The sequence below is a fragment of the Terrimonas ferruginea DSM 30193 genome (assembly GCF_000425585.1).
Taxonomy (GTDB): Bacteria; Bacteroidota; Bacteroidia; order Chitinophagales; family Chitinophagaceae; genus Terrimonas; species Terrimonas ferruginea.
In genome coordinates, this window is the sequence record NZ_AUDS01000032.1 from 15,922 (window position 1) to 28,584 (window position 12,663).

General features: G+C 48.3%; 13 protein-coding genes and 1 tRNA gene. 10 read left to right on the forward strand and 4 right to left on the reverse strand.

Annotated features, from left to right (window positions below; genetic code table 11):
* Positions 1 to 45: 45 nt before the first annotated feature.
* Together H608_RS0111840 and H608_RS0111845 are read right to left on the reverse strand one after the other, a co-directional pair.
* Positions 46 to 1,782 (reverse strand): amidohydrolase family protein, encoded by a 1,737-nt coding sequence (locus tag H608_RS0111840; RefSeq protein WP_051268256.1) that lies wholly within the window; start codon positions 1,780 to 1,782, stop codon positions 46 to 48.
* Between the two features lie 202 nt (positions 1,783 to 1,984).
* Positions 1,985 to 2,058, reverse strand: a tRNA-Arg gene (locus tag H608_RS0111845).
* 170 nt (positions 2,059 to 2,228) lie between these two features.
* Between H608_RS0111845 and H608_RS0111855 the strand changes: the two genes are divergently transcribed.
* The 4 genes from H608_RS0111855 to H608_RS0111870 are packed head-to-tail and all read left to right on the forward strand — an operon-like array spanning position 2,229 to position 6,203.
* A complete protein-coding gene (locus H608_RS0111855) occupies positions 2,229 to 3,542 on the forward strand; it encodes a M16 family metallopeptidase (protein ID WP_028787861.1) in 1,314 nt (437 codons plus the stop codon).
* Between the two features lie 25 nt (positions 3,543 to 3,567).
* Entirely contained in the window at positions 3,568 to 4,965 is a 1,398-nt protein-coding gene (locus H608_RS0111860) for a M16 family metallopeptidase (RefSeq protein ID WP_028787862.1), read from the forward strand.
* A 42-nt stretch (positions 4,966 to 5,007) separates the two neighbouring features.
* Positions 5,008 to 5,481, forward strand: a complete 474-nt coding sequence (locus tag H608_RS0111865; RefSeq protein WP_028787863.1) for a 23S rRNA (pseudouridine(1915)-N(3))-methyltransferase RlmH — start codon at positions 5,008 to 5,010, stop codon at positions 5,479 to 5,481.
* A 38-nt stretch (positions 5,482 to 5,519) separates the two neighbouring features.
* Positions 5,520 to 6,203, forward strand: a complete 684-nt coding sequence (locus H608_RS0111870) for a rhomboid family intramembrane serine protease (protein ID WP_028787864.1) — start codon at positions 5,520 to 5,522, stop codon at positions 6,201 to 6,203.
* Here H608_RS0111870 and tilS read toward each other — a convergent pair.
* Positions 6,200 to 7,549 (reverse strand): tRNA lysidine(34) synthetase TilS, encoded by a 1,350-nt coding sequence (tilS, locus tag H608_RS0111875; RefSeq protein WP_028787865.1) that lies wholly within the window; start codon positions 7,547 to 7,549, stop codon positions 6,200 to 6,202. The two genes, H608_RS0111870 and tilS, sit on opposite strands and share 4 nt — an antisense overlap.
* A gap of 4 nt (positions 7,550 to 7,553) precedes the next feature.
* On the opposite strand from tilS, the gene H608_RS0111880 reads away from it, so the two are divergent.
* Entirely contained in the window at positions 7,554 to 7,811 is a 258-nt protein-coding gene (locus H608_RS0111880) for a hypothetical protein (RefSeq protein ID WP_028787866.1), read from the forward strand.
* On the opposite strand, the gene H608_RS0111885 is transcribed toward H608_RS0111880, so the two are convergent.
* Entirely contained in the window at positions 7,808 to 8,119 is a 312-nt protein-coding gene (locus H608_RS0111885) for a tetratricopeptide repeat protein (RefSeq protein ID WP_028787867.1), read from the reverse strand. The two genes, H608_RS0111880 and H608_RS0111885, sit on opposite strands and share 4 nt — an antisense overlap.
* A 118-nt stretch (positions 8,120 to 8,237) precedes the next feature.
* On the opposite strand from H608_RS0111885, the gene H608_RS0111890 reads away from it, so the two are divergent.
* The 5 genes from H608_RS0111890 (at position 8,238) to ispE (ending at position 12,568) form a co-directional block, all read left to right on the forward strand.
* Entirely contained in the window at positions 8,238 to 8,981 is a 744-nt protein-coding gene (locus H608_RS0111890; RefSeq protein WP_028787868.1) for an electron transfer flavoprotein subunit beta/FixA family protein, read from the forward strand.
* 44 nt (positions 8,982 to 9,025) lie between these two features.
* Positions 9,026 to 9,991, forward strand: coding sequence for an electron transfer flavoprotein subunit alpha/FixB family protein (locus tag H608_RS0111895; RefSeq protein ID WP_028787869.1), 966 nt, complete (start codon positions 9,026 to 9,028; stop codon positions 9,989 to 9,991).
* 141 nt (positions 9,992 to 10,132) lie between these two features.
* Positions 10,133 to 10,942: a hypothetical protein gene (locus H608_RS0111900; RefSeq protein WP_028787870.1), complete on the forward strand. Its 810-nt coding sequence runs from the start codon at positions 10,133 to 10,135 to the stop codon at positions 10,940 to 10,942.
* Between the two features lie 172 nt (positions 10,943 to 11,114).
* A complete protein-coding gene (locus H608_RS0111905; protein ID WP_028787871.1) occupies positions 11,115 to 11,726 on the forward strand; it encodes a bifunctional nuclease family protein in 612 nt (203 codons plus the stop codon).
* Positions 11,727 to 11,731: 5 nt separating this feature from the next.
* On the forward strand, positions 11,732 to 12,568 hold the full coding sequence (gene ispE / locus H608_RS22185; protein WP_038008327.1) for a 4-(cytidine 5'-diphospho)-2-C-methyl-D-erythritol kinase: 837 nt from the start codon (positions 11,732 to 11,734) through the stop codon (positions 12,566 to 12,568).
* Positions 12,569 to 12,663 lie beyond the last annotated feature (95 nt).

The following is a 12,663-nucleotide window of genomic DNA, read 5'->3' on the forward strand; positions in this document are numbered from 1 at the left end:
ATAGTCAGGACAGGACACCTTTTCGGGCTCCGAAATCAAAAACCGTTAATCAATAAAATACACTCTCCTGATTTTATTATTCTCCACCTGGTAAATAGCAACAGCTTCAATCATTTTCCCATTAAAACGAACACGTTCCTTATCAATCACTACATTTCCCTGTACGATCCGATTCACCAGTTCGCAATGAAGACCGGGTGTTTTGTCAAACATCGAACTGTACACCTCCCGCATCTTTTCCTTTCCTTTCGTATCTAACTGACCGGGAAAGTTATACAGTTCCACATCATCGGCATAAGGCTCCAGGAAAGCATTTATATCCCTGAAGTTATATGCGTTCAGTTGCCGCTGCACCAGCGCAACAGGTGTTTCAGCCACGAGCGTATCCGGATCGAAGACAACACCCCTGTTTATCACCTTGTATATTTTTGTAAGGTTGGCGAGGCTGTCAAGCGGATTACCATTCAACAAAATAAGATTGGCCTTTTTTCCGGCGGCAATCGATCCAAACTCTTTTTCTTTACCCAATACCTTTGCGCCGTTGATGGTGGAAGCCTGGATGATTTGCCAGTTATTCATACCACTTTGACGCATTGCCATCAGTTCGTTCAGGTAAGAAGTTGCATGCAACGTACCGATATTTCCAGCGTCCGTTCCTGTTGCGATGATCACACCACCGTCGGATAATTTCTTGAGATTTTGCAGGCTGATCTTATAGGTTGCTTTGGCCCTGGCTTCCTGCTCAGGCTGGTTGGTCCAATGCTTATACCGGTTGATTAATGCGGTATCTGGCAAATGCTTCAGATCCAGCAGCGATCCTAATTGAAAAGGATCGGCATACCTCAATTCGTGATCATCCATTATCAACTTCTGACCAAAAGTGTTTCCATATCCACCGGATACTACCAGCGTTGGACACAAGATCGTTTTATTCTTCTTCAACAGTTGCACAAAGGCATCATTCACCAATTCATCATCTACATTGTGCACCAAAAAGTCTGCACCACTTTCCACCGCCAATTGCGCCGTTATTCTTTCCGTAGCGTGTACAGCTACTTTCAGGTTATGCCTATGCGCTTCATCTATGATGGCCTTTATGATGGGCTGGTTTTTACGGGCACTTTGTTCCACGCCCAATCCGTCTGCTCCTGCGATATACCATATTTTGATGAAATCCGGTTGATAAGTCAATTGTTGTTGCAGCATTTTTATTCCGTCGTCAACGGTTTTTACCAGGCTGAACGGCTCCTCGTCTTTCAGGTTTTCATACACTTTCGGTTCATACGTTGTCAGTAATGGGCCGGTCATATAAACAGCCGGAGCATAGGCTGCGTCTTTGAAGATGGCCCGTTGTTTCAAAAAACTATAGGTAGCCCCCACATCGATCACACTGGTGATGCCATTTTGCAAATACCTTCGGAGTTTATCCTCCATCGTCTGATGCGCGAGTTCTATTTCTTTTGCATACGGCTTTTTGTTTTGCAGGTTGATCGCATCGGGCCGTGTATACAAACCGCCATTCTGAAAGAAATGTATATGCGCATCTGTAAGTCCGGGCAATAAGTACCTGCCGGTACCGTCGATGACGACCGCGTTGGTGGGAATTTTAGTTTTGGCCGGCTGAATTTTGGTGATCAGTTCACCGCTGATGATGACGGTCTGGTTGGGAACCAGCTTTTGCTTTTCCACGTCAGCGACTGTGACGTTGGTGATATAGGTTTGGGCGTATAAACCAACGGATAACTGAGCCAGTAAAGCGGTTAGAAGGTTTTTTCGGAGCATGGCGTCATGGTTTTTATGATAACAATATACGCATGTCCTGACGATCTGTTCTTTTTTGGCTACCATTTGGCTACCATTTGGCTACAAACAGGCGCTAAACGATCGCCGGTGGTCATGAAATAATACCAGAGGAACAGCTTGTGCCAGAGGAGATTTTGCAAAAGAAAAGCCCCGCAAATTGCAGGGCTTTCCTTTTTTCCAGTGACCGCGTCAGGATTCAAACCTGAAACCTTCTGATCCGTAGTCAGATGCTCTATTCAGTTGAGCTACGCAGCCATTCCCTTGATTGGGAGGGCAAAAGTAAAGAAAAACTCATTCCACACAAAAAGATTTTCGGTTTTCTTCAATATTTTTTTTCCGTTTCCGCAACCCATCTTTTCCATAAACGGTTGTTTACCATACCCCGAATTACTTAGCTTTAGCATTCATTTAATCACTTTCGCAATATGAGACATTTGTTGTTTTCCACTCTTTGCCTGCTGTCGCTCTCCTCACAAGCGCAGCTCAAAGCAGACGATGTACAGAGCTTCACGCTCAAAAACGGGATGAAATTCCTCGTCATCGAAGACTTCTCCATCCCCAACGCCAATATGTACCTGTTCTACAAAGTCGGTTCCCGCAACGAATACCAGGGTATTACCGGCCTCTCCCACTTCTTCGAACATATGATGTTCAACGGCGCCAAAAAATACGGCCCCAAGGAGTTTGACCGCACCATGGAATTCAACGGCGGCGCCAACAACGCCTATACCCGCGAAGACATCACCGCGTATACCAACTGGTTCCCCGCTTCCGCCACCGAAGTCATTTTCGATCTCGAGGCCGACCGCATCTCCAGCCTCACCATCGATCCCAAAATGGTGGAAAGCGAAAGAGGCGTCGTTGCTTCCGAAAGAAGCACCGGCCTCGAAAATTCTCCCTGGCGCATGATCATGGAAGGCATACAGGGCGTCGCTTTCCAGGAACACCCCTACCATTGGCCGGTTATCGGTTATGAAGACGATATCAAAAACTGGAAACAGACCGATCTTGAACGCTATTTCCGCACTTATTACGCGCCCAACAATTGCGTAGTGGTAATGTCCGGTGCTATCAAAGCTGCCGATATCCGCCGCCTCGCAGAAAAATACCTCGAGCCGATTCCGGCGCAACCAGCCCCTCCTCCGGTTCACCTCGTCGAGCCCGAACAAACAGGCGAACGTCGCATCGCTATCCGCAAAGACGTTAGCACGCCTTACCTCGGTATTGCCTACAAAGCACCGCAAGCCACGCAGGAAGATTACTACGCACTGATGCTGCTCAGCGATATTCTTTCCAGCGGTAAATCATCCCGCCTCTATTCCGCACTCGTCGATCAAAAACAATTGGCCACTTCTGTTTTTGCCAGTTACAGCGAAAGCTTTGATCCTACCCTCTTCGGTATTTATGCCGTGACCAACAGAGGCGTCAATGAAGCAGACCTGGAAAAAGCCATCTATGAAGAGTTGGAGAAGATCAAAAAAGACGGCATCACCGAACGTGAATTGCAAAAAGTGAAAAACAAAAAACTCATCGAGTTTTACGACCAGGTGGAGACCATCAACGGCAAATCCAACAATATCGGCACTTACGAAGTTTTCTTCGGCGACTATCGCAAAATGTTTGATGCACCTGCCGCTTACAACAAAGTTACACTCGACGATATCCGCCGGGTAGCCAATAAATACCTGGTCAAGACTACCCGCACCGTAGGCGTACTCAAATCCAAAACAGACGACTAATTTTTAACGATCTATCTTTTTATATATGAAACGATTTACCTCATTTATCCTGGCATTGCTGCTCGTACAGAGCGCCACGCTTTTTGCACAGGATTATAAATTGCCTGCTTACCAGAAGTTCACGTTGCCCAATGGCCTCACCGTTTACCTGATGGAGCAACGTGAAGTACCGATGATCAGCGTATCGGCTATTCTTCCCGCCGGTGCCATTTATGATGGCGATAAAGCCGGTTTAGCTTCACTGACCGCCGTTGCCTTGAAACACGGCACACGCTCTTATCCCAAAGCCAAACTCGATGAAGAACTCGACTTCATTGGTGCCGGCATCAACACTTACAGCACCAAAGAAGCGGCACGCCTCTCTGCCGAGTTCGCTTCCAAAGACCGCGAAAAAGTGCTTGGTATTATCCAGGAATTACTGACAGCCCCGGTTTTCGATACGGCTGAATTTTCCAAAGAAAAAAACCGCGTGCTCGTTCGCCTCAACCAGGCCAAGGAAAGTCCGCGCGCAGTGATCGGTTCTTATTTCGATAAACTGATCTACGGCGATCACGTATACGGCAACGTTGTGGCCGGCACGCCAACAACGGTGGCTGCGCTGACAGCAAAAGATGCCCAACAGTTTTACCATAACAATTATATTCCCAACGGAAGCGCCATTGCTGTTGCCGGTGATTTTAACAGCAAGGAAATGAAAGCGCTGCTGACCAAACTTTTTGCCGGCTGGAAAAAAGGCAGTCAGCCCGAAGCCAATCTCGCTGCGCGCCCGATCAGCAAGCCCAACGAGAACCGCGTGCTGCTGGTAAACAAAGACGATGCAAAAGAAACCACGTTTTATATCGGTGCACCGGGTGTGAGCCGCAACAACCCCGACTTTGTATCGATCTCCGTAATCAATACTTTATTTGGTGGTCGCTTTACTTCCATGCTGAACGACGAACTGCGGGTTAACACAGGTCTTACCTATGGCGCCAACAGTTCCTTCTCACCATTGAAGAACGGTGGCTCATTTGTAATCTCCACCTTCACCGCTTCAAAAACGACGGAGCCGGCTATCGACAAGGCTTTGGAAGTACTGAAGACGCTGCATGAAAAAGGCATCGACGAACAGGCACTTGCTTCTGCAAAGAATTATGTAAAAGGCCAGTTCCCTCCGCGCTACGAAACCAGCGGCCAACTTGCCGGTCTGCTGACCGACATGTTCTGGTTCAAGTTCGATGAATCTTACATCAACAATTTCCAGAAAAACGTGGATGGCCTTACACTTGATAAAGCGCGTCAGATCATCAACACTTATTTTCCCAAAGACAAACTGCAATTTGTATTGGTAGGCAAAGCTGCCGATATCAAAAAAATCGCAGAGAAATATGGAAAAGTAACGGAAGTACAGATTTCCGCTGAACCTCCGAAAAAAGCATTTTGATCAACCAGGCCTTCCCGCTATGGCGGGAAGGCTTTTGTTTTTATGAAAATACAATTCTGCAGCATAGGCAAAGCGCATGAAGCCATGGTAAAGGCAGGCATCGAAGACTTTACCAAACGCGTGAATAATTATTTCAAAGCCGAATGGCTGCTGCTGCCCGTACCCAAACAAGCTGCAGCACTCTCCGAACCTGAACTCAAAAAGAAAGAAACCGCACTCGTACTGGAGCATATAGATAAAGATGATTTTCTCGTGTTGCTCGACGAGCGCGGACAAATGCTGAGTTCACCCGAACTGGCACAATTCATTCAAACACGCGCCAATGCCAGTACACGAAAAATCATTTTCCTGATTGGTGGCGCGTTTGGTGTAGAGGAAGCAGTAAGACAACGAGCCCAGCTAACCTGGAGTTTATCCAAACTGGTATTTCCGCATCAGTTGGTACGACTGATACTGGCCGAGCAGGTGTATCGCGCCTGCACCATTATCCGCAATGAAAAATATCATCACGTTTAGGTATACTACGCATTACGCATAACCCGTATATTTAAAGCATGGAACTGAGTATCACCCTCATCATCGTTATCGCAACGGCTGTCACTTCAATTGCCGGTTTCAATAATCAAAAGGTCATCAATGACCTGATCTTTTATCCGCCTGCGGTTACCAACCGTCGTCAGTGGTATCGTTTCTTCAGCTCGGGTGTTATTCATGCGGATTGGCTGCACCTTATTTTCAACATGGTGGCCCTGTATTCTTTCGGGCAATTGGTGGAAAATGGCTACCGCTATTCAGATGGAATCGACTATGGATTTTTGCAGATTTTTGGTGTGCAACGCGGAAAACTCCTCTATTTGCTGATGTATGTGTCGGCACTATTTGTTTCCTTACTGCCTACCTATCTCAAACACCGCAACGATTATCATTATCGCAGCCTGGGTGCATCCGGTGCGGTAAGTGCGGTGGTATTTGCAGCTTTGTTGCTGGAGCCAAGAAGCGGCGTGAGTATGTTCTTCCTGCCGATTGCCATTCCGGGTTATATTTTCGGGCCTTTATATCTTATCGTATCGCACATGCTGGCGCGCCGCGCGGCCGATAATATCAACCACTCCGCCCACATCTGGGGTGCCTTGTACGGCGTAGTATTTGTGCTGTCATTGTCGGCCCTGTATTCCGACTACGATATTCCGCGAAGTTTTGTAGAAAAGGTACAGATGCACCTGAGTAAGTTTTTCTAAGCCGGTTTCCATTTCAGCCCGAGTACTTTCGACGTAGCCGGCAGCACGCGAAAGCGATCATCGATACGATGACCGACCACCCAGCAGATGCGGTGTTGTGCTTCGAGCACCCAAATCTTTTCTTTATCAATTTTAGACTTCTTCTGATCGATCAGGAAGCGCGCGATCTTTTTCTTTTTTCGCATGCCCAGCGGATAAAAATAATCTGCGGTTTTCCATTTGCGCAGCAACAAAGGAAATGAAATCTTACGCGCATCGAGGATGGCTGTGGTTGCGTCCGTTTCCAATCCTTCCTCTTTCCTGTATTCGCGTTCGGTCAACTGTAATTCCCCACCGGGAAAGGTATACAGACCCGGTCCATCGATCAAGATGGTAACCGCGTCAATGGTGTCTGTTGGTGATACCACCAGCCAGGCTCTGTTGCGCAATATGCGATGCGTAGCAGACGCTACAAAACGGCCTGTCTCCGCATCGAGCAGGGACATCACATCCGGGAGTTGTGTGGCCTGGAAGCCATATGGCTGCAGCAATTCATACAAAACAGATTGCAGCGGAATGGTCTTTTTCAACTTGAGCACGGGAAGATGCATTTCATTCCCTTTTTGCTCCACCAATTGTTTGCGATGCCAGGCGATCGCCTGTTTATACAAGGCTTCCGTTTCCGCGAAGCGGGCAAGATTGCCTGCCAGGCGGTTTTGCAGATCCGGATAAATTCTTTCCGCCGTTGTGAGCAATGAATGACGCACATAATTACGCGCGTATGTTTCCAGCAAATTGGAACTGTCCTCTACCCATGTCAGCTGTTGCTCTTTGGCAAACTGCTGCAATTGCTGACGCGATGCGAACAGTAAGGGCCGCACCACATTTCCCTGGACCGGCAGCATACCACGCAAACCGGCAATGCCTGTGCCGCGAAAGAAATGCATGACGGACGTTTCGATATTATCGTCGAGATGATGCGCGGTAAGCACCCATGTTCTTTTGCCGGAAGCAGTTGCGATATCCACTCTGCATGCTTCAAACCAATCGTACCGGAGCAGGCGTGCGGTTTCCTGGATGCCTTTGCGCAGGCGTTCCGACTCCGCGGCAGCCTGTGTTTTTTTCAAATGAAAAGGCCAGGTGTACTGCTGCGCAAGCTTTTCAACAAAAGCGGCATCACGCTCGCTTTCCGCTTCGCGCAATTGAAAGTTCATGTGCAAAACTTCCACATCAAAATCACAGCGATGACACAATTCACAGAGCACAACGGAGTCCAGACCGCCGCTTAAGGCCAGCAGCAGTTTGTCTTTTTGGGTAAAAAGATCGTGTTGCTTTATATAATTTTTAAATTGTGTTATTAAATCCATCTTAATGCAATCTTCGCTTGTTTCTTTTCGCCATTGGTTGATCCGGATACAGCCTGCGCTGAAATGGCCATTTTTATTACTGCTTACATTCACACTTATTGCCGGCGTTCTGCGCCTTGCTCCCTGTGAAGAAAATCATTATCCCGAAATCATGATAGGACTGGCGCTCGTTTCCGTCTGGTTATTTGTATTCCGTATGGGTCTGCTGGCAATGGCCGTATTGTTGGCCGATCTGCTGATTGTTGCCAACCATGGCGCTTAAAATTCCAGTTCTTCCAGTGCTCCCCGCAATTCCCCGTAAGCATGTTTTTCACCGGCGGCCTGCGCTACTTCCATTCCTTTGCGATAAACGGAAATAGCGGCTTCGTCCTCGCCCTGTCTTTCCAGCAATTTACCCAGATGATAATAGCTGCCAACGTAGCCGGGATCGGCTGAAAGCAGCGCCTGAAAACGATTACGGGCACTTTCGTCATCTCCGGCCTTTACATATTCCAGCGCCAGGGCATGCTGCAAAAAGCTGTCCGAAGGCTGATCTGCCAACATCGCCAGGAGCTTTTGTATACGGTCCATAAGCCTTAAAAAAATTTCCGTTTTGTGACCATTATTATTTTGCTTCGCTTATCTTTGCTATAGTTGCATAAACAACTAACCTACCTACCTTTCTAACGATCACTTCAAAACTCACGTAATGAAGATTTTAGTTTGTATCAGCAAAACGCCGGACACAACGGCAAAAATAGCTTTCACCGACAACAACACGAAATTCGATACCGCAGGCGTGCAATGGATCATCAATCCCTATGACGAGTGGTATGCACTTGTACGTGCCATCGAGTTGAAAGAAAAGGATCCTGCGACGGTTATTCACCTTATTACTGTGGGTGGTGCGGATGCAGAACCTGTGATCCGTAAAGCGCTGGCATTGGGTGGCGACGAAGCTATCCGCGTAAATGCCGACAGCCAGGACAGTTTTTATATTGCTTCGCAGATTGCCGCCGTGGCCAAAGAAGGTGGGTATGACCTCATCTTTACCGGTAAAGAAACCATCGACTACAATGGTTCTGCCATCGGAGGCATGGTAGCCGAGTTGCTGGACATGCCGTTCATATCCCTTGCTGCCAAGCTGGAACTCAACGGCACTGCCGCTACCCTCACCCGCGAAATCGAAGGCGGTGAAGAAGTGAATGAAGTTTCACTGCCGATTGTGGTAAGTGCACAAAAAGGAATGGCCGAACAACGTATTCCCAATATGCGTGGCATCATGGCTGCCCGTACCAAGCCACTCAAAGTGGTGGAACCTGCTGCTGTAGATGCGCTCACAAGCGTTACCAGCTTCGGTCTGCCGCCTGCCAAAGCCGGCGTAAAACTGGTGCCGGCCGATAACGTGGAAGAACTGGTGCGCCTGTTGCACGAAGAAGCAAAAGCCATCTGATCAGCCATCCGATTGTTCTCATTCATCACTTTCAAACTTCAAACATGTCTGTTTTAATATTTGTCGATACTGCTGAAGGACAAGCGAAAAAATCTTCCCTGGAAGCACTCAGCTATGGAGCTAAAATTGCGGAACAAACCGGTACTGCTGCAGAAGCCGTGGTGCTGGGAGCTGCAAGCGAAGATCTCGCTGCGCTCGGTCGCTTTGGTGTAAAAAAAGTCCACCATGTTACCGCCGATGTATTCAACAATTTCGATGCGCAACTTTATACAAAAGCGATTGCCGAACTGGCCACTGCCAGCGGTGCTGACGTGATTGTGCTTTCGCACAACCTGAATGGTAAAGCGATCGCCCCACGTTTGTCTGCCCGTCTGAAAGCAGGTCTGGTACCCGGTGCCGTGTCACTGCCCGAAACAGGCGGCGCTTTCACGGTGCGTAAAAACGTATTCTCCGGTAAAGCATTTGCGAATGTTACCGTAAACACACCCATAAAAATCGTTTCCCTTAACCCGAATGCTTACCCTGTAACGGAAACAGGCGGTACTGCAGAAGTTGTTGCCGCAACCGTGCAGGCCAATGAAGCGCGCGTGAAAGTCGCCAGCGTGAACCGCGCAAGTGGTGAAGTGCCGCTGACAGAAGCAGAGGTAGTAGTAAGCGGTGGCCGCGGATTGAAAGGCCCCGAGCATTGGGGAATTGTTGAAGACCTCGCCAAAGTCCTGCATGCTGCTACGGCTTGTAGTCGCCCGGTTGCCGATGCACACTGGCGTCCGCACAACGAACACGTAGGCCAGACAGGTTTCGCTATTGCGCCTAATCTTTATATCGCCATCGGCATTTCTGGTGCCATTCAGCACCTCGCCGGCGTAAACCGCAGCAAGGTGATTGTAGTAATCAACAAAGATCCCGAAGCGCCTTTCTTCAAAGCAGCTGACTACGGAATTGTAGGCGACGCATTTGAGGTAGTACCGAAGCTGACGGAAGCGATCAGGAAACTGAAAGGCGTTAGTTGAGTTACGAGTAGTAAGTAATAAGTTTAAAGCCATGGTTCGCTCCCTGAGGCACTCGAAGGGCTCGAACCATGGCTTTTTTATTGACGATTGACCATTCACCATTCACCATTTTGACTTTTGAATTTTTACCTTTGACTTATCATGAAAAAAATTTACCTGGCCTTCACCTTCTTCCTGTTAGCAGCTTCCCTGCAGGCGCAAACACCATTTGAAGGCATCATCACCTACAAATTGAAAGGCATTACCGATCACGGAGATGAGGCGGAATTGAAAGTATACTTCGGTAAAAATGTTCTTCGTCTCAAATTTCGCGACAAGGAGTTCTTCGATAAGGAAGAGTTAGTGGTAAAAATAGATTCCGGTAAAACATATACACTCAACACTAAAGCGAAAACTTATTTTGGCCGTCCGCTGTTCAGCGCCAAACCTGCCGTAGTTAAGGCTGATGAGAAAACAATTGCCGGTTACAAAACGCAGGCAGGGGAACGCATGGCATTTTCCATTTCATCGGTACTCGGAGAGCGGTTCAGGGCCAACCAGGTTGTTGCCTATACGGCGCCGGATTTGTACTTCCCGGTCCCCGACTCCCTCCGTATCAATCCAGAATTCCTGGTAATCCATGACAACCACATTGCCCTGCGGCTGGACGCACGTTTTGCCAGGGAATTTGACATAACAGATAGCCGGTCCGAATCTTTTATCATGGAAGCGGTGGAAGTAATCCCCATGACGGTTCCTTCAGCCGATTTCATGATCCCGCCGGCCGGCTATACCGAAGACAGGCGATTTTCTGCAGGCGATTATCCCGCGGATTCCGTAGCCGTAATGGTGGACACTATTGTGACTACAGAGGCCGTGGAAGAACCGCCGCCACCACCTCCTCCGGCAGCACCGATTGCCCCCAAAAAGAAGAAAAACGGGCAGACAACTCCTGCGCGGAAGCCCGATTAAAGTCAAAAGTAAAAATTCAAAAGTCAAAACTGCGTGACTACCGGCCAAAAGAAGGCTGTTTTCCCTAAAACTTACTGCTTATAACTGATAACGCTGTGGCTTTTGAATTTTGAATTAACCGGCAGGGCTGGTTTATTTTTTTCGGCAAAAGCCGTAGTTTCGTGGGATATTTATGAAGAAGATAGAACTGGAAATAGTGGCCTTATCCCACAGCATTACGCAGACGCATTCGTATGCTGTGGTATTGGGAGAAGTGAATGGTTTGCGCCGGCTCCCTATCGTGATCGGCGGATTTGAGGCTCAAGCCATTGCGGTGGCATTGGAAAAAATGCAACCCAGCAGACCCCTCACCCACGACCTGATGAAAAACTTCCTGAATGCCTTCAATATTGAATTGCACGAAATCATTATCTGCGATCTCCAGGAAGGCATCTTTTACTCCAAACTCGTCTGCTCATCTGACAACGATACCATCGAGATCGACTCGCGTACTTCGGACGCCCTGGCACTGGCCGTACGCTTCGGATGCCCGATCTATACGTACGAAAACATCCTCGAAAGCGCCGGCATTATGATGGAAGACACCGGGGCCGGCAAAAAGAAAAAATCTTCAAAACCAGAAGCTGCCGTAGTAGAAGAAACGGACTCCGCCAGCCACGAAGAGCTCAAAAGCCTCAGCCTCGATGAACTGAACCAATTGCTCAACGAAGTGCTCGAAAACGAAGATTATATCCGCGCCATCACCATCCGCGACGAGATCAACAGCCGCAAAAAGAAAAAGTAACCCGCGTGGTCAACTTTCCCAATTGCAAGATCAACCTCGGCCTGCGCATCCTGCGCAAAAGAACTGATGGCTATCATGACCTGGAAACGGTTTTCCTCCCAATCGCTGTTCGCGACATCCTCGAAGCTATTCCTCTTCCACGCGGAAAAGATAGCGCTGCCACTATTCAGTTAAGCGGACAACCTGTTCCCGGTGATCCGCAGACCAACCTGGTTATTAAAGCCTGGCAGTTGCTGAAAAAAGATCACCCGCAATTGCCAGCGGTGCAATTTCATTTACATAAAACATTGCCCCCCGGTGCCGGCCTCGGTGCAGGCAGTGCGGACGCCGCCTTTGCCCTTATACTATTGAACCAACGTTTCGAACTCGGTATTTCGTCACAACAATTGGCGGCATACGCATTGCAGTTAGGAAGCGATGTTCCTTTTTTTCTCGTTAACAGTCCCGCCTATGCTACCGGCCGCGGCGAACAACTGACAGCAATTGATCTCGATCTTTCCAGCTATTGGATCGTCCTGATCCATCCGCGCATTCATGTTTCCACGGCACAGGCTTTTTCGCAACTCACGCCTGCAGTACCGGCGGAAACATTACCCACCTTACTCAAACAACCCATCGATACCTGGAAACATTCCATTGTGAATGATTTTGAACAACCCGTATTTGCCCAACATCCCGCCATTGGGCGCATCAAGGCAAAACTTTACGATGCAGGCGCCGTATATGCTTCTATGAGTGGCTCCGGCAGCAGCGTGTTCGGAATTTTTTCTTCGCCGGTTACTCCCATAAAGTTTGATGCGGATTATTTTCAGATAACGACAAGCGTGAATGGTGAATCGTGAATGGTCAATCGTCAATCAATGTCGTTTCCTTAAGGCTTTAGAGGTGTTTATAGTTTGAGTTTGGCGGTTTTTTTTTGAGGTGTTTCCGGGGGAAG